This window comes from Streptomyces sp. NPDC007856, assembly GCF_042868225.1.
Lineage (GTDB): Bacteria > Actinomycetota > Actinomycetes > Streptomycetales > Streptomycetaceae > Streptomyces.
Genome location: NZ_JBIAEC010000011.1, coordinates 22,043 through 42,082 on the forward strand (window position 1 = coordinate 22,043; position 20,040 = coordinate 42,082).

Genomic DNA, 20,040 nt, shown 5'->3' on the forward strand with positions numbered 1-20,040 from the left:
ATGCCCGCGGAATCGCTGTCCGACCTGCCCGTCGCGTCCCCGGAGGTCACCGAGATAGAGCGCGCCCTGACGCGCATCACCTACCTCGGCACCCGAGCCCGGCAGCACGAGCGGCTGATGGTGCTGGCCGGGGTGCCGCTGGACCGGGCCGCGGTGGCCCTGCTGCGGCAGATCGCCGACTCCGAACCGCTGCGCCCGGGGGAGCTGGCGCAGCGCCTCGGCGTGGAGGCCTCGCATGTCACTCGGACCGTGCAGCAACTGCAGAGGGCCGGATACGTCACGCGTGTCCCGGACCCCGTCGACCGGCGCGCCCAGCGCATCCAGCTGACCGACGCGGGCCGGGACGCCGTCGACCGGGTCCGCGAGGCCGGGGCCCGGGGCATGCAGCTCGCCCTCGCCGACTGGCGGCCGGAGGATCTGCGGCAGATGGCGACCCTGTTCCACCGCATGGTCGACGACTTCCTCGCCTACACGACCGAGGAGGACTCCGGCCGGGAGGCGGACGACGCCGTGACCACGGTGTGACGGCCGGCGTCCTTTCGCAACGGGTCACCCCTGCGCCTACCGTCCAGTAGTATCCGGCGGCAGGCCACCAGAGGAGGAACCGTGCCCCGGTCCGAACGCTCGCCCCTGCTGCTCGCCGGCCTGCTGGCCGCGGCGGGGGTCGCCCACTTCGCGGCACCGCGCCCCTTCGACGGGCTCGTACCGCGTGCGCTGCCGGGCTCGCCCAGGGCATGGACGTACGGCAGCGGCGCCGTGGAGCTGGCCCTGGCGGCCGGGATCGCCGCCCCCCGGACACGCGCGGTCGCCGCGAAGGCGGCCGCGGCCTTCTTCGTCGGGGTGCTCCCGGCGAACCTGCAGATGGCCGTGGACTGGCGGCACCGGCCCGCGCCGCTGCGGACCGCCGCCCTCGCACGGCTGCCGCTGCAGGTGCCGTTGGTGCTGTGGGCCCGGGGAGTCGCCCGGAACGAGGAAGGACGCTCATGACGGAACGCATCGAGGTCGGGGACAAGGCCGAGGACTTCGCCCTGCCCGACGAGACCGGCACCACCCGCCGGCTCACCGAGCTGCTGGCCGAGGGGCCGGTGGTCCTCTTCTTCTACCCGGCCGCCCTCACCCCCGGCTGCACCGCCGAGGCCTGCCACTTCCGGGACCTCGCCGCCGAGTTCGCCGCCGTCGGCGCCCAGCCCGTCGGCATCAGCGGCGACAGCGTCGACAAGCAGCAGGAGTTCGCCGGACGGCACGGCCTCGGCATGCCGCTGCTCTCCGACACCGACGGCACGGTCCGCGAGCGGTTCGGCGTCAAGCGCGGCTTCTCCCTCGCCCCCACCAAGCGCGTCACCTTCGTGATCGCCCAGGACCGCACGGTGCTGGAGGTCGTCCGCAGCGAACTGCGCATGAACACCCACGCCGACCGGGCTCTCGCCGCCCTGCGCGCCCACCAGGGCTGAACGGCGCCCGCCCCGCGGGGCGGACGGGGACACCCGCGCGCTCGATGCGCCGGACCGATCGGAACATCCATGGGCATACACGGGCCACCCGGCCGAAGACGTCGTGGGCCGGCCCGCGGCCGGGCTGCTCGCCGGGGACATCCCGGACGACACACTCGCCGCGCGGGCCGGCACCGTCGCGCTGCGCCACCGTGACGGACACCGCATCGACGTGGCCCTCACCGCCTGCCCCATGACCGGAGCCGACGGCGAGCCCACCGGCTTCGTCCTCACCGCCGGCCCGTCCGGCAGCACCCTGGCCGCCGAGGCCCTCGAGTGTCTCCCGGCGGCTCAGCCTGCCCGCCGCCGGTCATCCGGCCCCTACCGTCGTCCTGCCGGGCGGCACCGCCCGGTCCATCCAGATGAGCGCCGGACCGCCCCTCGCGCCGGCAGGCTGCCGTTCGAGGGGACGGAGCCGGAACTGCCCGAGGGCTCCGTCGTCGCGCTCTGCACCGACGGCCTGGTCGAGGACCGCGACCGGGACGTCGAGGGAGACGATCTGGGCCGAGCAGGCGCTGCCCCGCACCTGACCGTCCGTCCGGCACCGATCACTGGAACGGGCAGCCCGGGTTCGGCGCGTCCTCCGAGAACGGGGCGCCGTGCGGCAAAACGTACAGCACATCGAGCACGAGCGGGGTGTCCCCGAGGTTCCGGCCGATGTGGACATGGTCCGCACCGGCCGGCTCCTGGATCGTCGCGCCCGTGCGGTACACGCCGTCCGAGGCGCAACCGGAGTCGAAGTGGCTGAGGGTGCCCTGCCTGACCACGCCGTACAGCGGGCCGTCGTGGTAGTGCCAGCCGGTGCTCTGGCCGGGCGGGACGGTGATCTCCCGCAGGGTGTAGTCGGTGCCGCCTATGGTGGTCTGGCTGATGATCCGGGCCGTCACCCCCGGCCCCGGCGGGGTCGCCTGCGCGGTGCCGCAGGTCAGAACGGTGGCGACGGTCAGCGCGCCGGTGACGGCGGCACGGAGAGCGGTACGCATGCGGGACCCTTTCGGGAGGCGAGCGGGGTGTCGCCGTGAACATAAGCGCCTTGCAGGCGAGTTGGGGGCGGAACTCGAAGATCCGTATGCGTACGTGATCGCGGGTGTCAGGTCCCCGCGCGCTCCCGGACCACGTCCCGTGGCCGCTTGTCCTCGCGCAGTCCCAGGTAGCGGGGATGCCGCAGCATCCCGTCCCGGGTCCACTCGGTGAAGGCGATCTGCGCGACCAGCTCCGGCCGCACCCAGCGGGCGCGGGCCTCGCGCACGGCACCGGTGAAGGGCGAGGAGTCCCGGCGCAGCCCGTCCAGCCGCTCGCGCAGATCCAGCAGGGTGCGCCGGTCGAAACCGGTGCCGACCTTCCCGGCGTACCGTAGCCGGTCACCGTCGAAGAAGCCGAGCAGCAGCGCTCCCAACCCGACGCGGCTGCCCGCCGGTTCGGTGAAGCCGCCGATCACGAACTCCTGCCCCTGAGAGCACTTGAGCTTCAGCCAGTCCGGGGACCGGCGCGTCCGGTACGGCCCGTCGGCCCGCTTGGCGATCAGCCCCTCCCAGCCCCGGCCGCAGGCCTCGGCCAGCAACTCCGCGCCGCCCGCGTTGCGATGCGGGGTCAGCCGCAGCGGGGCACGAAAGGACAGCGCCCGCCGCAACAGCGACTTGCGGACCCGCAAAGGAAGTTGACGGGTGTCGGTACCCTCCAGACGCAGCAGGTCGAAGAGGTAGTACGTCACCGCGACTCCGGACGCCTCGATGTCCCGGCGCCGGGTCAGCCCCAACCGCCGCTGCAGCCGCGCGAAGTCGGTACGGCCGCCGCTGAACGCGACGACCTCGCCGTCCACCGTGAAGTCGGTGCACTCCTGCGCCGCGAGCGCCTCCACGATCTCCGGATAGGTGTCGTTCAGTCGCCGGCCCGTGCGCGAGAGCAGCCGCAACGAGTCGCCCTCGCGCACCGCCAGCAGCCGGACGCCGTCCAGCTTCCGCTCGAACAGCCAGCCCTCGCTGAAGTCCCGCCGGTCGCTGAGGGTGGCCAGCATCGGGGCCGCGGCGAGTTCGGTGCCCGGCCCGGCCGGGCGCAACAGCTCCCGGCGGTCGGCCGGCAGCCCCTCCAGCAGCCCCGGCACCGCCCCTCACTCCTCGCCGTCGGCCGCGACCTGTGCGAGGGTGCGTCCGGTGCGCACCGAGCGAGCCCGCCGGGGATCCGGGGTGCCGTGCCCGGCCGACCGCGCCGGCCCCTTGCGCACCAGCAGCCAGGCCTCCTGTTCACCCTGGTCTCCCCGGAAGCGGGTCAGGGCGTACTCGCCGCGCAGTTTGCTGCCGTGCAGCCGGAAGGTGGCGTGCCCGCGCTCCAGCGACTGGGCGAAGTCCACCGGGCGTCCCTTGCGGTCGTGGCTGAGCGGCTCGTACGTGCCGTTGTCCCAGACGATCACGGTCCCGCCGCCGTACTCGCCCTTCGGGATCACGCCCTCGAACTCCTCGTACTCCAGCGGATGGTCCTCGGTGGGCACGGCCATCCGCTTGTCTCCGGGATCCGTGGACGGGCCCTTCGGGATCGACCAGGACTTCAGGACGTCGTCCACCTGGAGCCGGAAGTCGAAGTGCATCCGGCTGGCGTCATGGATCTGCACCACGAAATGCGGCTCGTCACTCCCGGCCCGCGGCTCCTGCCCCGACGGCTCGCGGGTCCGCTCGAAGTCGCGCTTGCCGCGGTACGTCCGCAGCCGGTCCTCCGCTGCCACCTGAAGCTCCTTCCGTACACCGCCTCACGGGCCCCCGGGTACCCCGGACCGGGCCGTTCAGCCCGCGATGCCGTCCAGCTCGGCGACCGCGTCGTCCGGCAGCACCAGGGACACGGCGGCGATGTTCTCCCGCAGGTGCTCCGGCGAGGAGGTGCCGGGGATCAGCGCGACGTTCGACGACCGGCGCAGCAGCCAGGCCAGCGCCACCTGCTGCGGCGAGGCCCCGAGCCGGGCGGCGACCTTGGCCAGCGCGTCGGACTGCAGCGGGGTGAAGCCGCCGAGCGGGAAGTAGGGCACGAAGGCGATGTTCTCGGCCGCCGTGCGCTCCACCAGCGCGTCGTCCTGCCGGTTGGCCAGGTTGTACAGGTTCTGCACGGTCACCACGGGCGCGATCGCCAGCGCCTCGTCCAGCTGCGCCGCGGTCACCGTGCTCAGCCCCAGATGCCGGATCAGCCCCCGCTCCCGCAACTCGGCCAGCGCGCCGAACTGCTCGGCCAGGGAGTCCTCGTTCGGGGTGTCCACGTCACCGACCCGCAGATTGACCACGTCCAGCGACTCCACACCGAGGCTCCGCAGGTTGTCGTAGACCTGCGCCTTCAGGTCCTCCGGGTGCCGGGACAGGATCCAGCTGCCGTCGGCTCCCCTGCGGGCGCCGACCTTGGTGACGATGTGCAGCTCCTCGGGGTAGGGATGCAGCGCCTCCCGGATGAGCTCGTTGACGACCACGGGCCCGTAGAAGTCGGCGGTGTCGATGTGCGTGATCCCCGCCTCCACCACCGCGCGGAGCACCGCCACCGCCCGGTCACGGTCCTTCGGCGGACCGAAGACGTGCGGGCCGGCCAGCTGCATGGCGCCGTAGCCGACGCGGGTCAGGGCCAGACCGTCGGCCGGAGTGAGGGTGCCGCCGAGCTGTGCAGTCATGTCGTACCTCTCCAGATGATGCTCAGGATGCCCTGGCCACCGGACCTGCCGGCGGCCTCGCTCTCCACCCTGCGCCCGTCGGCCCCGCCGTTGCAGTACCCCGTCGATCCTGGGAGTGACAGGGCCAGTCACCGTCGGCCGGGCCGCCGTACGGTGGGGCCATGGACCGAACGAACGCGCTCGGCGAGTTCCTGCGCGCCCGCCGGGCGCTGGTGCGGCCCGAGCAGGTGGGGCTGCCCGGCGGCGGGCTGCGCCGGGTGCCGGGGCTGCGCCGCGAGGAGGTCGCGATGCTGGCCGGCATCAGCTCCGACTACTACCTGCGGCTGGAGCAGGGCCGCGACCGCAACCCGTCCGTGCAGGTCCTCCAGGCCATCGCCGGTGTGCTGCGGCTCGACGCCGATGCCACCGCCCACCTGGTCGGCCTCGCCCAGGACCGGCCCGGCCCAGGCGTACGCTCCGGGCGCCGCACCCAGCAGGTCCCGGCGAGCCTGCTCCAGCTCATCGACGGCTGGTCGCGCAACCCCGCCTACGTCCAGACCCGCTACACCGACTGCCTCGCCGCCAACGCCCTCGCCTCCGCACTCACCCCGAACTACCGGCCCGGCGTCAACCTCCTGCGGGCCGTCTTCCTCGACCCGGCCGAGCGCGAGCTGCGCCGGGACTGGGAGGACCTCACCGAGGAGGGCGTGGCCGTACTGCGCTCCGAGGCGGGGGCGGACGCGGACGACCCGCGGCTGCGTGACCTGGTCGGCGAGCTGTCCCTGAGCAGCGAACGCTTCCGCACCCTGTGGGCCCGGCACGAGGTACGGCCCCGCCGCGGCCGGGTGAGCCATCTGACCCATCCGCAGGTCGGCGACCTCGACCTGCAGTCGGACAAGCTGTCCGTGGACGGCACCGACGGCCTCACCCTGGTCGTCTTCCACGCCGAGCCCGGCAGCCGCAGCGCCGAACTGCTCGACATCCTCGGCAGCCTCGCCGCGCCGGCCGGTGACGGTGTCGGGCCGGGCAGCGCGCAGGAACGGATCGAGGAGCAGTAGGGGCCCGGTCGGTTCAGAACTCCTCGTGCCGTTCGGGGTCGCCGCCGAGCCGGTGCGGGGCGTGCCGGGCGATCGCCGCGAGCTGGCCGGAGTCCAGCTCGAAGCCGAAGACGTCGAGGTTGGCGCGCTGCCGGCCCGGATCGGCCGACTTCGGGATGGGCAGCGCGCCGACCTGGAGATGCCAGCGCAGCAGCACCTGCCCCGGCGTCACCCCGTGCGCCGCGGCGATCTCCGCCACCGCGGGATCGTCCAGCAGATCGCTGCCCCGGCCCAGCGGGCTCCAGCTCTCGGTGACGATGCCCTTGTCCGCGTGGAAGGCGCGCAGCTCCTCCTGTGGGAACAGCGGGTGCAGCTCGATCTGGTTCACCGAGGGCAGCACCCCGGTCTCCTTCTCCAGCCGCGTGATGTGCTCCGGGGTGAAGTTCGAGACGCCGATCGAGCGGACCAGCCCGTCCTCGCGCAGCTTGATCATCGCCTTCCAGGAATCGGCGTACCTGCCGACCCGGGGATTCGGCCAGTGGATCAGATACAGGTCCACGTACTCCAGGCCGAGCCGCCGCCGGGACTCCTCGAAGGAGGCGAGCGTCTCCTCGTAGCCGTGGTGCCGGCCGGGCAGCTTGGTGGTGACGACCACCTCCTCGCGGGGCACGCCGCTGCCCGCCACGGCCCGCCCGACACCCGTCTCGTTGCGATAGTTCGTCGCGGTGTCCACCAGCCGGTAGCCCAGGTCGAGCGCGGAGCGTACGGCCTGCTCGGCGGCCGTGTCGTCCAGTGGCCAGGTGCCGAGGCCGATCGCGGGGATCGTCGTACCGTCGTTGAGCGTGTGCGCCGGAATGCGGTTCACGATGGGACCTTCCCTCGACAGTGTCGTCCCTCCAGCCTCACGGATAGGGTGAGCGGTGATCAACCGGACGGGTGGGAAGAGGGCAGCGGACGGCATGGGCGGCGGCGCGGACAGCAACGGCGTGGGCGGCGGCGGACGGCCCACCTCGCGGGATGTCGCGCGACTCGCCGGCGTCTCGCACACCGCCGTGTCCTTCGTCTTCAACGGCCGCGCCGAGGGCAACCTCTCGCCCGCCACCCAGGACCGCATCCGGCAGGCCGCCGCCCAGCTCGGTTACCGGCCCGACCCGGTCGCCCGAGGCCCGCGCCGCCGCCGTACGGCCGTGATCGGGCTGGTCACCGACGAGATCGCCTCCTCCCCGTTCGCCGGGCGGCTGCTGCGCGGCGCGATGGAGACGACCTGGGACAGCGACCACCTCGTGCTCACCGTGGATGCCGGCGGCGACCCGGCCAAGGAGGACGCGGCCGTCGCCGAACTCCTCGACCGGCGCGTCGACGGCATCATCTACGCGGCCATGTCACTGCGCCGGGTCCGCGTCCCCGAGGGCCTGCACCGCACCCACTCCGTGCTCGCCAACTGCCTGCCCGAGGACGACTCGCTGCCCGCCGTCATCCCCGCCGAGCGGGCCGGCGGGCGCACGGCCGCGCGGCTGCTGCTGGAGGCCGGGCACCGCAGGCTCGCCGTGGTCGGCGGACAGGACGACATCGCCTCCGTGGAACGGCTGCGCGGCTTCCGGGACGCACTGCGCGCCGAGGGCGTCACCGTGCCCAGGGAGTGGGTCGTGCGCACCGGGGGCGAGATCACCGGCGGCCACGAGGGCGCCGCCCGGCTGCTCGACGGCACCGGCGCCCGCTGTGGTCGACGGGGCCGGACGGTGCCGGTGCCGACCGCGCTCAGTTCGCCGGCTTCCACCCCAGCGCCGGCCCCAGCTTCGTCGACATGTCCGTCAGGATCTGTATGTAGTCCTCGTGCTCGAAGGTGAACGGCAGGGCGAACGCCACCTCGTCCACCTCCCGGAACGCGGCGTGCGCGCGCAGCCGTTCGGCGATCTCCGTCGAGGTGCCGACCAGGTCCGGGGCGAACAGCAGTCGGCCCGGACCCTGCGGGGAGGCCGTACGCGGCAGGCGTTTCGCCGCGTACGCCTCGTACTTGGCGCGCTGCTCCGGGCTCGCGGAGTCGGTGGGTATCACGACGAGGCCGTGGGAGACCCGGGCCTCCTCGCCGTCGGGGTGATGGGCGCGGAACTCCCGGACGAGGGAGAGCTGGATCTCGGCGAAGTCCCATGGGCCGTCCGGCTGTTCCGCCTTGACCACGCTGCTGGTCAGGAAGTTCATGCCGTGCTCGCCCGCCCAGCGCGCCGAGCGGAGGCTCCCACCGCCGTACCACATCCGCCGGCCGAGTCCGGGGGAGTGCGGCTGGACCGCATCGCTGAACACCTCGAATCCCTCGACCCCGCTGAAGTCGCTCGCGGGCTTGCCCCGCACCAGGTCCAGCAGCCGTCGCACCCGCTCGTAGCCAAAGTCCTCGGCGTCGGCCGTGTCCGGGTACAGGGAGCCCTTGACCTGCTCGAAGTGCATCGGCGGGCCCACGCTGACGCCCGGGTTCAGCCGGCCCCCGGACAGGACGTCCACCGTCGCCAGGTCCTCGGCGAGGCGCAGCGGGTTCTCCCAGCCGAGCGGAGTCACCGCGGTGCCCAGCTCGATACGGCGGGTGCGCTGGGAGGCGGCGGCGAGGACGGCGACCGGGGAGGAGATGCCGTACTGCAGATGGCGGTGGCGCAGCCAGGCGCTGTCGAAGCCGAGCCGCTCGCCCAGCTCGATGATCTCCAGGGTGGACTCGTGTCCCCGGGCCGGATCCGCCGGGTCGAACAGGCCGATGGTGAGGAAGCCCAGCTTGCGCAGCGGGCGGGCGGTGGGCGGCACGGGCTCCTCCAGCGGTCGTACGTCGGTTCCTTCTCCGATTCTGGCAGGCGGGTGTGACAACCGTGTGATCACTTCGGCGGGACGACGATCTCGCCCTCGACCGGCGGGGTCGCCGAGGCACCCCGAACAGCCGGGGCTCCGGTGGTGCGCCGGTACGCTGGGGAGCCTTTGCGGAAGGGGGCAGATCGTGGAACTCGCCTTCGCCGGACGGGTCGTGGAGTGGCGGGGTCCGGCGCCGTACTACTTCGTCGCCGTGCCGGACGCGGAGTGCGCCGACATCCGTGACGTGGCCGCGCTGGCCAGTTATGGCTGGGGCGTGGTCCCGGTCGAGGCCAGAATCGGCGGCACGGACTTCACCACGTCCCTCTTCCCCAGGGACGGCGGATATCTGCTGCCGCTCAAGAGCGCCGTGCGCCGGCCCGAGGGACTCGCACCGGGTGACGAGGTGACCGTCGCGCTGACCGTGCGTCTGTGAGATGGAGGACGCTGGTGTCGCAGTGGTTCGCCGAGCGCTTCGCGGTGCTGGTGACCGACGGCCGGGGCACCCCGGAGCGCGGGCCGGACTGGGAACGCGTGGTGTACGGCGACCTGTTCGGGCCCGCGCTCGACGACCAGGTGAGCGCGCTGCGGGCGGCCGCCCGCGCGCACCCCCTGCTCGACCTGCGCCGACTCGGCATCCGTGGCTGGTCATTCAGCGGCTCGCTCGCCGTGCTCACCGTGCTGCGCCGCCCGGACGTCTTCCGCGCCGCCGTGGCCGGGGCGGGCGTCACCGACCAGCGGCTCTACGACGCCCACTGGCGTGAGCGGCTCCTGGGCCACCCGGAGGCGTACCCCGAGCGGTACGAGGTCTCCCTGCTCCGCGAGGCGCCCCGGCTCACCCGTCCCCTGCTGCTCGTCCACTGCCTCGCGGACCCCAGGGTCCCGCCCGCCCACACCCTCCGGCTGTCCGATGTGCTGCTCGCCTCGGGTCGGCCGCACTAGGTACTGCTCCTGCCCGGCGCCGGACACCAGCCCATCGGCACCGACGTCACACGCGACCTGCCGCGGCATCAGGCGCGTTTCCTGCGGCGGCACCTGACAGCGATGACGCCGCAGGACCCCGGCCCTTCCCACCCCTGCTCACCGGCATAGGGAAAACCCTCGAATGACCTCCAGATGACTGACATGTGCGAGACAAGGCTGGAATCCTTCCTCCACGCACCTCACATCCCCGGTGTGTGCACAGATCACGGTCCCGTACAGCTCAGCTCACCCGGGCAGCAGACCCGTCTGCCCGTCTGTCACCGGTCGCGATCCGGCGGCCGCAGCAGGAGGAGTACGAGTGAGACCCCACAGACGCCTTCCCCACAAGCGTGCCACGGTCGGAGCCGCCCTGGTCTCCACCGCGGCCTTGCTCACCCTCGGCATGCAGGCCACTCCGGCCGCCGCCAAGCCTGCCGCTCCCCACCCCAGCCCGCTGCGCACCGGCGGCCTGGAGGCCAGGCTCAGCCCGGCCCAGCACCAGGCGCTGATCAGGAGCGCCCAGCAGCGGACCGCCGCGACGGCCCGCACCCTTGGCCTCGGCGCCAAGGAGAAGCTGGTCGTCAAGGACGTCGTCAAGGACAACGACGGCACCCTGCACACCCGTTACGAGCGCACCTACGCCGGCCTGCCCGTCCTCGGCGGCGACCTCGTCGTGCACACCCCGCCCGCCTCCCTGGCCGCGGGCACCGTGAGCACCACCTACAACAACAAGCACAAGATCAAGGTCGCCTCCACCACCGCGGCCTTCAGCAAGTCGGCCGCCGAGAGCAAGGCCCTGAAGACCGCCAAGTCCCTCGATGCCAAGAAGCCCGCCACCGACAGCGCCCGCAAGGTGATCTGGGCCGGCACCGGCACCCCGAAGCTCGCCTGGGAGACGGTGATCAGCGGCTTCCAGGACGACGGCACGCCCAGCCGGCTGCACGTCATCACCGATGCCACCACGGGCAAGGAGCTGCACCGGTACCAGGCGATCGAGACCGGCGTGGGCAACACCCACTACAGCGGGCAGGTGAGCCTGACCACGACGCAGTCGGGCTCGACGTACACGCTGAACGACGGGTCGCGCGGCGGCCACAAGACCTACAACCTGAACCACGGCACCTCCGGCACCGGGACGCTGTTCTCGCAGAGCAACGACACCTGGGGCGACGGCACCAACTCCAACGCCGCCACCGCGGGCGCGGACGCGCACTACGGGGCGCAGGAGACCTGGGACTTCTACAAGAACACCTTCGGCCGCAGCGGCATCCGCAACGACGGCGTCGCCGCCTACAGCCGCGTCCACTACAGCAGCAACTACGTCAACGCCTTCTGGGACGACAGCTGCTTCTGCATGACCTACGGCGACGGCACGAACAACAATGACCCGCTGACCTCGCTGGACGTGGCCGGCCACGAGATGAGCCACGGCGTCACCTCCAACACCGCCGGCCTCGACTACACCGGTGAGTCGGGCGGGCTGAACGAGGCGACCTCCGACATATTCGGCACCGGCGTGGAGTTCTACGCCAACAACAGCTCCGATCCCGGTGACTACCTCATCGGCGAGAAGATCAACATCAACGGCGACGGCACCCCGCTGCGCTACATGGACAAGCCGAGCAAGGACGGCTCCTCGGCGGACAGTTGGTACTCGGGCGTCGGCAACCTGGACGTGCACTACTCCTCGGGTCCGGCGAACCACATGTTCTACCTGCTCTCCGAGGGCAGCGGCACCAAGGTCATCAACGGCGTGACCTACAACAGCCCGACCTCCGACGGCGTCGCCGTCACCGGCATCGGCCGGGCCGCGGCGCTGCAGATCTGGTACAAGGCGCTGACGACGTACATGACGTCGAGCACCGACTACGCGGGGGCCCGCACCGCCGCCCTGAACGCGGCTGCCGCCCTGTACGGCACCAACTCCGCGCAGTACGCGGGAGTCGGCAACGCCTTCGCCGGTATCAACGTCGGCAGCCACATCACCCCGCCGAGCAGCGGAGTGACGGTCACCAACCCGGGCAGCCAGTCCTCGACCGTCGGCACCGCCGTGAGCCTGCAGGTCCAGGCGAGCAGCACCAACAGCGGAGCCCTGTCCTACAGCGCCTCCGGTCTGCCCGCGGGCCTGTCGATCAACAGCTCCACCGGACTGATCACCGGTACGCCCACCACGGCGGGCACCTACAACACCACGGTGACGGTGACCGACTCCACCGGCGCCACGGGCACCGCGACCTTCACCTGGACGGTCAGTACCGGTGGCGGTGGCGGCTGCACCTCGACCCAGCTGCTGAGCAACCCCGGCTTCGAGTCCGGAAGCACCGGCTGGAGTGCCACCAGCGGCGTCATCACCAACGACACCGGTGAGGCGGCCCACGGCGGCTCGTACAAGGCCTGGCTGGACGGCTACGGCACCACGCACACCGACACGCTGTCCCAGTCGGTGACCATCCCCGCGGGCTGCAAGGCCAACCTGACCTTCTACCTGCACATCGACACCTCGGAGACCACCAGCAGCACCCAGTACGACAAGCTGACGGTGACCGCGGGTTCGAAGACCCTCGCGACCTACTCGAACCTCAACGCGGCCTCCGGCTACAGCCAGAAGACCTTCGACCTGTCCTCGCTGGCGGGCCAGACGGTCACCCTGAAGTTCAACGGCGTGGAGGACTCCTCGCTGCAGACCAGCTTCGTCGTGGACGACACCGCCCTGACGACCGGCTGACCCACACATGACGGTCCCGCACCCCGGCAGCCGGCCGGGGTGCGGGACCCTCGCATGTCACCTAGTACGTCAGCTGAGCGGATCCAGCGTCAGATACGCCTGCTGCGGGCTGTCGTCGTGGACCAGCGACTCCTGGTTGCCGACGTCGTCGAAGGCGAACGCGTAGGCCTTGCCGTCGGCCGTCTGCGCATGCACCGCACGCGCGTACTGGTTCGTGACCGTGTCCTGGTAGAAGGCGGCCGTCGAGGTGTCCGGCTGGTTCGCGTTCACCAGCAGGGTCGAGCGGTTGAAACCGGCGCACAGCGTACGGGAGATGGGGCCCCGCACATTGTCGTTCGGCGCGTCGAGCAGCTTGTGGCAGCCGAAGACGCTGTCCGCGTCCGGCTTCCGGAAGCTGGTGACGACCGCGCCCGAGGAGTTGGTGAAGTTCATGACGTCGCCCGAGACCCGGCCGTAGTACTTGGTGTTCGGCTGGTCGGCGAACGGCGTGACGGTCAGCGTCGAGGTCGAGTACTTCTGCCAGACCCGGTTGACGTAGTCGTCCATCACGTTCGCCGGCAGGGCGCCGGTCTCCACGCCGTACAGCGGTGACAGGGCGCGCAGCACCGTGCCGTCGGAGCGGGTCTGGATCAGGCCGGACCAGCCGCCCGACTGACCGCGCAGGGCGTTGAAGAAGCCGTTGTAGCCACCGGACTTCAGGTGCCCGGTGGTGCTCACGCTGCCGTCGGAACGCCGTACGCCGACCGCGTACGGCGCGGAGAACATGTCCACCTGGGTGCTGTTCAGCCACAGCCCCGAGTCGTTGAGGGTGTACTCGGACCAGTTGAACAGGATGTTCCGGTTGGGGTCGGAGGGGTTCTGCACGGCCGGCTGCACCAGGCCGCCGGTGGTCAGCCGGAAGTCGAGCTTCTGGCCGTAGGAGAAGTAGATCCGGCCGGAGAACTTCGGTATCCGGATGGTCGTCGACTGTCCGGGGGCCGGGCCGGCGATCGCCGCGTCCGGGGCGGGCGTCGGCGGGTTGCCGCCCGCCGGCCAGGGATGGAAGCTTCCGTTCGCGTCGGCCCAGCCCTGCTGCCCGGAGGACAGCTGGGTGCCGAGGTCGTAGACGTAGACCGGCTCGGAGCGGCCCGAATTGTTGGTGATCCTCAGCGGGATGGTGTCCGGTACCGCGGCACCGGCACGGTCCGGGGCACCGAGGGCGAGCACTCCGCCGACCAAGGCCGCGGCGGCCGCCAGGGGCAGCGCCGGGTGCGTGCGTGTGTGAGGCACTCTCCTTACCTCCGTGTGGGGTCGGGGTCGTACGGATATTGGTCCGTACCTGTTTGAGAGCGCTCTCAGACTGGTGCTGCGCCGCGTGCATGTCAATGCCTGAGCAGAGCGGCTTACGGCGCCCGCCGTGCGGCAGGCGCCGTGAGCGGGTGTCAGAACGTGCGCTTGAGCAGGTCGAGCAGGGCCGCCCAGTGCCGTTCGTCGGCCTCGCGGTCGTACGCCGGGGTGTCCGCCTGGGTGTAGCCGTGCGGGGCGCCCTGGTAGACCTCGCAGGTGTGCCGGACCCCGGCCGCGGTCAGGGCCTCCTCGAAGCGCTCGATCTGCTCCGGGGGCAGTGACCGGTCGTTGTCGGCGTGCCCGAAGTAGAGCTCCGCGGTGATGTCCGGGGCACCCAGGTGCGGGCTCGTCGGCTCGTCGGTGGCGAGGCCGCCGCCGTGGAAGCCGGCCGCGGCCGCGACCCGGTCCGGGTGCGCGGCCGCCGTCCACAGGGTCAGACGGGCGCCCATGCAGTACCCGGTCACCGCTACCGGCCCGTCGGTGACCAGCGGGCTGTCGGCCAGCCATTGCAGATAGGCGCCCGCGTCCCGCTTGATCAGGTCGGGGGTCAGCGAGGACACGACCGGGCCGAGCCGCTCCCAGATGGCCGGATCGACGGCCGGGTCGATGAACTCGGGCAGCTCGACGACCGGGGTGCGGCCGAGGCGGTAGAAGACGTTCGGCACCAGCACGGTGTAGCCGGCGGTGGCCAGCCGGTCGGCCATCGACCTCAGGTGCGGCCGCAGGCCGTAGGCGTCCTGGTAGAACAGCACGCCCGGGCGTGGGCGGCCGTCGGCGGGATGGGCGAGGTAGGCGTCGGCGACGCCGTCCTCGGTCGTGATGTCGAGATCGGTTGCCTGGACATCGGTCATGGTGGGCATTCTCCCTGGGGACATGGGCGTCGGGCGGCGATGGCCCCACGACGCCACGGCTACGGCCCATGCTGTCACGCAAGATCCGAAACCTCGTACCGGGAGTGCCGCGCGCTCACTCGAAACGGCTGGTGTCCCCGGCGCCCCGCCGTACGATCTCCGCTTCGCCGCTGGAGAAGTCCACGACCGTCGTCGGCTCGGTGCCGCAGTCGCCGGAGTCGACCACCGCGTCCACCGCGTGGTCGAGCCGGTCCTTGATCTCCCAGCCCTGCGTCAACGGCTCCTCCTCGTCGGGCAGCAGCAGCGTGCTGGACAGCAGCGGCTCGCCCAGCTCCGCCAGCAGCGCCTGGGTGACCACATGGTCGGGGATGCGCACGCCGACGGTCTTCTTCTTCGGGTGCAGCAGCTTGCGCGGCACCTCGCGGGTGGCCGGGAGGATGAAGGTGTAGCTGCCGGGCGTGGACGCCTTCACGGCCCGGAAGACGTCGTTGTCCACCCGCACGAACTGGCCGAGCTGCGCGAAGTCCCGGCACATCAGGGTGAAGTGGTGCCGGTCGTCCAGACGGCGGATGGAGCGGATCCGGTCCATGCCGTCCCGGCTGCCCAGTCGGCAGCCCAGGGCGTAACAGGAGTCGGTCGGGTATGCGATGAGTGCTTCCGAGCGCACCGCGTCGGCGATCTGGGCGATGCTGCGCGGCTGCGGGTTCTCGGGGTGCACGTCGAAGTACTTCGCCATTCACCGAGCTTATGCCGTACCGGACGCCCCATGCGCACCCCACGGGCCACCGGCACCCGTGGCAAGCCGGTTCCAGCGCCTTTCAGGATCCCCAGTTCCCCTCTCCGTACCAGCGGAGTGAGCCGCTACCGGCCGACCGCCCCGTCGATTCATGGGCGTACTTCCCGGATTACGGGGCATGCGACCCGTGAGCGCTCGCGGGCATCCCCCCGCCCCGGACGCGACGTCTCCGCCGGTGGCCCACCCCCCCGGGCCCGCCGGCGGAGCCATGTCCGGCGGCGGGAGCGCGCCGTTTCGGGTAACGTGCCGATACGTATGCCCAGGTCAACACAGAGGCGAGGAGAGGGGAACGTGGCCGGCCGACCGGACGAGGGCCCGGCGTTCCAGCAGCCGTACGGCGGGGACAGCGCCTGGGCGCAGGAGTTGCTGGACCAGCTGCGGCCCGCCGGACGCGATCTTCGCCGGCTCGTCGACTGGCTCGCCCGGACCGTGAACGCGGCGGTGTGCCTCCAGGACGGCCGCGGTGACCTGCTCGCCGGTGAGCCGCTGCCGCTCGACTCCGCCGTCGTCGCCGATGTCTTCGCGGGCCGGGTCTCCGCCGCGTCCCTCGACGACGGGGTACGGCACGTACGCCTGGTCGGGATACGGCATCCGGGGTCCGGCCAGGCGGCGGGCGCCGTCCTCGCCGTGGCCCGCCCGGAGCCCTTCGACCGGCGCGGCACCGAGATCCTCGGCCACACCGTCGCCGTACTGGAACTCCTGCTCGGGCAACGCGAGTCGGCCGAGTCCGCGCGGCGGCTGCGGCGGGCCACGGCCGATCTGCGGCTGGCCATCCTGCAACTGCTCATGGTGGAGGACACCGTCTCCGCCCGCCGGGTCGCCGCCGGACTCTGGCCGGGCCTGCTGGAACAGGACTCCGCCCGCGTCTACGTCCTCGAGGACGCCGCTGTGGAACGCGACCGGCTCGCCGACGCGTGCGTGGCCGCCACCGACGGCCGCGCGCTCGTCGTGCGCTGCCCCGCGGTGGACGAGCACGTCATCGTCGTGGGTCCGTCCGCCGAGGTGGGGGAGCGGCTGCGCGCCCTGATCGCCGACCGGTCCGGCACCTTCCTCGGCGGCAGCCCCCGGCAGCGCCTCGCCCTGACCGCCACCGCATACGGACAGGCCGTCACCGCCCTCGCCGTGGCCCGCTTCCAGCCCGACCGGTACGCCGTCTACGCCGCTCGCACCCGCCCCGCACAGCTGATGGACCCCGCGGCGCTGCGGGCCTGGGCCGCCGCCGTGCTGCGCCCGCTCGACGCGCTGCCGCACCATGTGCGTGCCGAACTGCTCGCCACCACCCGGCTCGGTCTTGAGTTCACCGCCGTGAGCGCGGCCAAGGTGCTCGGCGTCAGCCGCAACACGGTCCGCGCCCGGATGGACCGGGTCGCCGCGCTGCTCGGCGCCGACCTGTCCCGGCTGCCCGTCCGCGCCCTCGCCCACGCCGCCCTCAACACCGAGGCCGCACACGGCCCGTACGACCTGTCCGGCGGTGCGGCCGGACCGCCGGTCCGGACCCGGCTCACCGAGCTGCTCGGGACGAGCGCGCTGCGCTCCTGGGCGGAGGGGCTGCTCGGCCGCCTCGACGAGGACGGCCGGGATCTGCGTGGCACCCTGTGCGCCTGGGCCGGGGCCGACGCGCACGCCGAACGCGCCGCCCAGGCCCTCGGCGTACACGCCCAGACCGTGCGCGAACACGTCCGGGCCGCCGAAGCCGTCCTGGAGCGGCGGCTGACGGCCGGCGGCACCGACCTGTACGAGGTCGTCCTCGCCCACCTCGTCACCGGCGAACTGCCCGTGCCCGACCTCGGCGTGACCGCCGGCACCGGCGCGGCGAACCCGGACCAACCGGACTCGGCTGTGCAGTGGTGAGTCCCGTGCGGACCCTGCCGGGCACGCGTGCACTACCCCCCCGTCCAGCAGTGCACGTACCTTCGGCAGTCCGCGGGGCACGACCGGAACGGGGGACCGGTCGCGGCCCCGCGTGCCTCATCCGGTCCGCGTGACGGGGAGGTTGTACACGTGGGCCGGCGAGATGATCTTCGTGATCGCCTCGCCCAGCGCGGTACTGGGTTCCCGTGACCGGTAGTCGGTGTCCGTGTTGAGCAGCACGACGAGCGACGTCCTCGTCTCGGGCAGGTAGACGGTCAGCGTCTGGTAGCCCGGCAGGGAGCCGTTGTGGCCGATCCAGCCCAGGACGTCGAAGATGCCCAGACCGTATCCGGCACCCTTGATCATGCCGGTTCCCGGGGTGATCAGCCGCTGCTTCTGGACGGCGGCGCTCACCATCCGCCCACCGTCCGGGAACCGGCCCGTGGCGACCGTGCGCGCCCAGGTGTGCAGATCCCGCAGATCGGAGATCATCGCGCCGGCCGCCCAGCCCCAGGACGGATTCCAGTCGGTCGCGTCCGCTTCCTCGCCGTTCGCCGTCTGCACGGTGTACCCGTGCGCATGCGGGGCGGGGAACTCGTTGCCGGTGGGGAAGAGTGTGTGCTTCATGCCGGCCGGATCGAGGACGTGCTGCGTGATGTAGTCGCCGAGGTGCTGCCCGCTCTCCTTCTCCACCACCAGCCCCAGCAGGATGAGGTTGGTGTTGCTGTAGGAGAACTTCTCCCCGGGCTGGAACCTCACCGGATGCTTGACGGAGTAGGCGAGCAACTGCTCGGGGGTGAAGGGCCGTTGCGGGTCCGAGGTGAGCGCCTTGTCGAAGTCCGGGTCCTCGGAGTAGTTGAACAGTCCGCTGCGCATGTCGGCGAGCTGACGCAGCGTGATCCTGTTCTCATTGGGTATGCCGCCGATGTACTTGCCGATCGGGTCGTCCAGGCCCACCTTCTTCTGGTCCACCAGCTGCAGCAGCGCGGTCACCGTGAACGTCTTGGTCTCGCTGCCGATGCGCATGTACAGGTCCGGAGTCATCTTCCGGCCGGTGCTCTTGTCGGCGACCCCGAAGGAGCGGACGTAACTCGGCCGTCCCGGCGTCCAGATGCCGACGGTCACGCCGGGAACGCCCGCCTCGTGCATCACCTTGCGCACGGCGGTGTCCAGTTGGCGTGTCACGCCCGGGGTGAGGTCACGTACGGCCGCTCCCGAGGGACTCGGGCTGGGCGCGTCGGCGCCGAGGGCGGCCGGCACTGCGGCCGGGGACGCCCATGCGGGCCCGGCGGCGACCGGTGCCATCAGAGTCCCCACCGCGACGGCGACCGCGGCCTTCCTCAGCAGGCGTGCGGACGTATGCGACATGGACTGACTCCAAGCACATGAGAGGTGAGCGTGCGATGAGCGGGACGCCGGAGCCCTGACCGTCCAAGCATAGGAGGGCGCCCCCAGCCGCGCCCGTCGGGCGAGCGGGCGGCCGCCCCGCCCGTCGCCTGTCGGCGGGATGCTTGTCCGACGGGCGGAAGGCCTCGTTCGGGCGATGCTCTCACCCGACCCGGTGAGTCTGCCGGGTGGGCCGTACCGGTGACGGGCCACGGGCGTTGCCCCGGCATGAACCGCTTGGACCCGGCGCACCGTTTGGATTGGATGGACCGGATCGACCGGATGCGCAGGGCGGGCCGGCCGGCGCAGACGGATCGGGCCCGGGAGCCGATCTACGCCGGTCTCGTCGCCGAGTGGCGGGCGCAGGGCCGCACCGTGCCCGCGGAGCCGGACGCGCTGTCGGCCGCCCTCCCCCGGGCCGGCTCGGGCGCCCGGCCCGCGCGCGAGCGCGCCTGAACCGTCACGGGCCGCACAGCGGCGCGAGGACGGCCAGGGTGCCGTTGGCCTGCCGCAGCGCCCCCTCCAGGGCGCCCGGGAAATGGAGTGCGCCGGAGCCGTCCGGCGGCACGAGCCACTCCAGGAAACGCGCGGGACGGTACGGCGGCGGCACGGCGACCCAGGCCCCCTTGGTCGCGTACCGCAGACCGGCTCCCACCCAGCCGCCGGAGGGGTCTGGCGGCAGGAAGAACCCGACCCGGCCCGCCGCCGTGTCAATGAGCGTCGGCCCCGGCACGGGCAGCCCCGGCCGCCACAGCAGGTCGAGGGTGAGCAGGCCCAGCCGCTCGGGGACGCTCAGCACGTCCCAGAAGCGGCCCGCCTCCAGCAGCGCGATGCCCTCGCCGTGATCCCATTCCCACTTGCAGGAGCGCGGGTCCGCCGACGCCGCGGCCAGCCACTCCACGCCCCGCATCCACATCGTGTTCGTCATGCACCGCTCCGGGTGTCCTCGTCCGCCTGCCCTCGGCATATGCATGCTCGTAGATATTTCTACGTGACGGAAGGGGTGGCGAACCCTGGCGTTTGAGCCGGGACGTTCGAACTCCGGCTGCGAGTTCGTCAGTCGGGCGAGGGGGCGCGTCACCCGGACGGGGGTCCCCCACCGGGAGCTGCACTCGATTCAAGCGAGCTGGCGATTGATTCAGTCGTCTACTGTTGAGAGTACGGCTGTTTCAG

General features: G+C 72.1%; 21 protein-coding genes and 1 pseudogene. 11 read left to right on the forward strand and 11 right to left on the reverse strand.

Annotation, left to right across the window (positions count from 1 at the left end):
• The 4 genes and pseudogenes from ACFYOH_RS25035 to ACFYOH_RS25050 all read left to right on the forward strand — a co-directional run.
• Window positions 1-525: a MarR family winged helix-turn-helix transcriptional regulator gene (locus ACFYOH_RS25035; RefSeq protein ID WP_388629351.1), complete on the forward strand. Its 525-nt coding sequence runs from the start codon at window positions 1-3 to the stop codon at window positions 523-525.
• 81 nt (window positions 526-606) lie between these two features.
• Window positions 607-987, forward strand: a complete 381-nt coding sequence (locus ACFYOH_RS25040; protein WP_388629353.1) for a hypothetical protein — start codon at window positions 607-609, stop codon at window positions 985-987.
• The gene (locus tag ACFYOH_RS25045) at window positions 984-1,451 is read left to right on the forward strand and encodes a peroxiredoxin (protein ID WP_388629356.1); all 468 of its coding nucleotides are present in this window, start codon (window positions 984-986) and stop codon (window positions 1,449-1,451) included. The genes ACFYOH_RS25040 and ACFYOH_RS25045 overlap by 4 nt, the downstream gene beginning before the upstream one ends.
• 317 nt (window positions 1,452-1,768) lie before the next feature.
• Window positions 1,769-2,013, forward strand: a pseudogene (locus ACFYOH_RS25050) (SpoIIE family protein phosphatase); the annotation flags it as partial.
• A 25-nt stretch (window positions 2,014-2,038) separates the two neighbouring features.
• Here ACFYOH_RS25050 and ACFYOH_RS25055 read toward each other — a convergent pair.
• The 4 genes from ACFYOH_RS25055 to ACFYOH_RS25070 form a co-directional block, all read right to left on the reverse strand.
• Window positions 2,039-2,473: a cupin domain-containing protein gene (locus ACFYOH_RS25055; RefSeq protein WP_388629359.1), complete on the reverse strand. Its 435-nt coding sequence runs from the start codon at window positions 2,471-2,473 to the stop codon at window positions 2,039-2,041.
• A gap of 107 nt (window positions 2,474-2,580) precedes the next feature.
• Window positions 2,581-3,591, reverse strand: coding sequence for a non-homologous end-joining DNA ligase (gene ligD / locus ACFYOH_RS25060; RefSeq protein WP_388629362.1), 1,011 nt, complete (start codon window positions 3,589-3,591; stop codon window positions 2,581-2,583).
• A 6-nt stretch (window positions 3,592-3,597) separates the two neighbouring features.
• Complete coding sequence (locus tag ACFYOH_RS25065) at window positions 3,598-4,206, reverse strand: DNA polymerase ligase N-terminal domain-containing protein (protein ID WP_388629365.1); 609 nt, start codon at window positions 4,204-4,206, stop codon at window positions 3,598-3,600.
• Window positions 4,207-4,263: 57 nt separating this feature from the next.
• Complete coding sequence (locus ACFYOH_RS25070; RefSeq protein WP_388629367.1) at window positions 4,264-5,127, reverse strand: oxidoreductase; 864 nt, start codon at window positions 5,125-5,127, stop codon at window positions 4,264-4,266.
• Between the two features lie 161 nt (window positions 5,128-5,288).
• Between ACFYOH_RS25070 and ACFYOH_RS25075 the strand changes: the two genes are divergently transcribed.
• Entirely contained in the window at window positions 5,289-6,164 is an 876-nt protein-coding gene (locus ACFYOH_RS25075) for a helix-turn-helix domain-containing protein (protein ID WP_388629370.1), read from the forward strand.
• A gap of 13 nt (window positions 6,165-6,177) precedes the next feature.
• On the opposite strand, the gene ACFYOH_RS25080 is transcribed toward ACFYOH_RS25075, so the two are convergent.
• Window positions 6,178-7,008 carry an aldo/keto reductase gene (locus tag ACFYOH_RS25080; RefSeq protein WP_388629372.1) on the reverse strand — a complete coding sequence of 277 codons (831 nt, stop codon included), beginning with the start codon at window positions 7,006-7,008 and terminating at the stop codon, window positions 6,178-6,180.
• A gap of 94 nt (window positions 7,009-7,102) precedes the next feature.
• On the opposite strand from ACFYOH_RS25080, the gene ACFYOH_RS25085 reads away from it, so the two are divergent.
• Window positions 7,103-7,990 carry a LacI family DNA-binding transcriptional regulator gene (locus ACFYOH_RS25085; protein WP_388630158.1) on the forward strand — a complete coding sequence of 296 codons (888 nt, stop codon included), beginning with the start codon at window positions 7,103-7,105 and terminating at the stop codon, window positions 7,988-7,990.
• Here ACFYOH_RS25085 and ACFYOH_RS25090 read toward each other — a convergent pair.
• Window positions 7,902-8,930, reverse strand: a complete 1,029-nt coding sequence (locus ACFYOH_RS25090; RefSeq protein WP_388629375.1) for an LLM class flavin-dependent oxidoreductase — start codon at window positions 8,928-8,930, stop codon at window positions 7,902-7,904. The genes ACFYOH_RS25085 and ACFYOH_RS25090 overlap by 89 nt on opposite strands.
• A 187-nt stretch (window positions 8,931-9,117) precedes the next feature.
• Here ACFYOH_RS25090 and ACFYOH_RS25095 point away from each other — a divergent pair, with 187 nt between their 5' ends.
• From ACFYOH_RS25095 to ACFYOH_RS25105, 3 genes are all read left to right on the forward strand, one after another.
• Window positions 9,118-9,405: a DUF1905 domain-containing protein gene (locus tag ACFYOH_RS25095; RefSeq protein WP_388629378.1), complete on the forward strand. Its 288-nt coding sequence runs from the start codon at window positions 9,118-9,120 to the stop codon at window positions 9,403-9,405.
• Window positions 9,402-9,911 carry a prolyl oligopeptidase family serine peptidase gene (locus tag ACFYOH_RS25100; RefSeq protein ID WP_388629381.1) on the forward strand — a complete coding sequence of 170 codons (510 nt, stop codon included), beginning with the start codon at window positions 9,402-9,404 and terminating at the stop codon, window positions 9,909-9,911. Before ACFYOH_RS25095 ends, ACFYOH_RS25100 begins: the two co-directional genes overlap by 4 nt.
• 340 nt (window positions 9,912-10,251) lie before the next feature.
• Window positions 10,252-12,657 carry a M4 family metallopeptidase gene (locus ACFYOH_RS25105; RefSeq protein WP_388629384.1) on the forward strand — a complete coding sequence of 802 codons (2,406 nt, stop codon included), beginning with the start codon at window positions 10,252-10,254 and terminating at the stop codon, window positions 12,655-12,657.
• A gap of 69 nt (window positions 12,658-12,726) precedes the next feature.
• Here ACFYOH_RS25105 and ACFYOH_RS25110 read toward each other — a convergent pair whose 3' ends face one another.
• From ACFYOH_RS25110 to ACFYOH_RS25120, 3 genes are all read right to left on the reverse strand, one after another.
• Window positions 12,727-13,926, reverse strand: coding sequence for a glycoside hydrolase family 64 protein (locus ACFYOH_RS25110; RefSeq protein ID WP_388629387.1), 1,200 nt, complete (start codon window positions 13,924-13,926; stop codon window positions 12,727-12,729).
• A gap of 152 nt (window positions 13,927-14,078) precedes the next feature.
• Window positions 14,079-14,834, reverse strand: a complete 756-nt coding sequence (locus tag ACFYOH_RS25115; protein ID WP_388629390.1) for a dienelactone hydrolase family protein — start codon at window positions 14,832-14,834, stop codon at window positions 14,079-14,081.
• 115 nt (window positions 14,835-14,949) lie between these two features.
• Window positions 14,950-15,570, reverse strand: a complete 621-nt coding sequence (locus ACFYOH_RS25120) for an L-threonylcarbamoyladenylate synthase (protein ID WP_388629393.1) — start codon at window positions 15,568-15,570, stop codon at window positions 14,950-14,952.
• A gap of 351 nt (window positions 15,571-15,921) precedes the next feature.
• Between ACFYOH_RS25120 and ACFYOH_RS25125 the strand changes: the two genes are divergently transcribed.
• Complete coding sequence (locus tag ACFYOH_RS25125) at window positions 15,922-17,481, forward strand: helix-turn-helix domain-containing protein (RefSeq protein ID WP_388629395.1); 1,560 nt, start codon at window positions 15,922-15,924, stop codon at window positions 17,479-17,481.
• A gap of 117 nt (window positions 17,482-17,598) precedes the next feature.
• Here the strand turns inward: ACFYOH_RS25125 and ACFYOH_RS25130 are convergent, their stop codons facing one another.
• Window positions 17,599-18,849 (reverse strand): serine hydrolase domain-containing protein, encoded by a 1,251-nt coding sequence (locus tag ACFYOH_RS25130; protein WP_388629398.1) that lies wholly within the window; start codon window positions 18,847-18,849, stop codon window positions 17,599-17,601.
• A 282-nt stretch (window positions 18,850-19,131) separates the two neighbouring features.
• On the opposite strand from ACFYOH_RS25130, the gene ACFYOH_RS25135 reads away from it, so the two are divergent.
• Window positions 19,132-19,323 (forward strand): hypothetical protein, encoded by a 192-nt coding sequence (locus ACFYOH_RS25135; protein ID WP_388629401.1) that lies wholly within the window; start codon window positions 19,132-19,134, stop codon window positions 19,321-19,323.
• Window positions 19,324-19,327: 4 nt separating this feature from the next.
• On the opposite strand, the gene ACFYOH_RS25140 is transcribed toward ACFYOH_RS25135, so the two are convergent.
• Entirely contained in the window at window positions 19,328-19,795 is a 468-nt protein-coding gene (locus ACFYOH_RS25140; protein ID WP_388629404.1) for a hypothetical protein, read from the reverse strand.
• Between the last annotated feature and the right edge of the window lie 245 nt (window positions 19,796-20,040).

Excerpts from the sequence above, each read along its gene's own strand:
- ACFYOH_RS25035 (WP_388629351.1), top strand. The coding sequence starts at position 1 with ATGCCCGCGGAATCGCTGTCCGACCTGCCCGTCGCGTCCCCGGAGGTC.
- ACFYOH_RS25045 (WP_388629356.1), top strand. The coding sequence starts at position 984 with ATGACGGAACGCATCGAGGTCGGGGACAAGGCCGAGGACTTCGCCCTG.
- ACFYOH_RS25055 (WP_388629359.1), bottom strand. The coding sequence starts at position 2,473 with ATGCGTACCGCTCTCCGTGCCGCCGTCACCGGCGCGCTGACCGTCGCC.
- ACFYOH_RS25070 (WP_388629367.1), bottom strand. The coding sequence starts at position 5,127 with ATGACTGCACAGCTCGGCGGCACCCTCACTCCGGCCGACGGTCTGGCC.
- ACFYOH_RS25075 (WP_388629370.1), top strand. The coding sequence starts at position 5,289 with ATGGACCGAACGAACGCGCTCGGCGAGTTCCTGCGCGCCCGCCGGGCG.
- ACFYOH_RS25085 (WP_388630158.1), top strand. The coding sequence starts at position 7,103 with ATGGGCGGCGGCGCGGACAGCAACGGCGTGGGCGGCGGCGGACGGCCC.
- ACFYOH_RS25115 (WP_388629390.1), bottom strand. The coding sequence starts at position 14,834 with ATGACCGATGTCCAGGCAACCGATCTCGACATCACGACCGAGGACGGC.
- ACFYOH_RS25120 (WP_388629393.1), bottom strand. The coding sequence starts at position 15,570 with ATGGCGAAGTACTTCGACGTGCACCCCGAGAACCCGCAGCCGCGCAGC.
- ACFYOH_RS25130 (WP_388629398.1), bottom strand. The coding sequence starts at position 18,849 with ATGTCGCATACGTCCGCACGCCTGCTGAGGAAGGCCGCGGTCGCCGTC.
- ACFYOH_RS25135 (WP_388629401.1), top strand. The coding sequence starts at position 19,132 with ATGGACCGGATCGACCGGATGCGCAGGGCGGGCCGGCCGGCGCAGACG.
- ACFYOH_RS25140 (WP_388629404.1), bottom strand. The coding sequence starts at position 19,795 with ATGACGAACACGATGTGGATGCGGGGCGTGGAGTGGCTGGCCGCGGCG.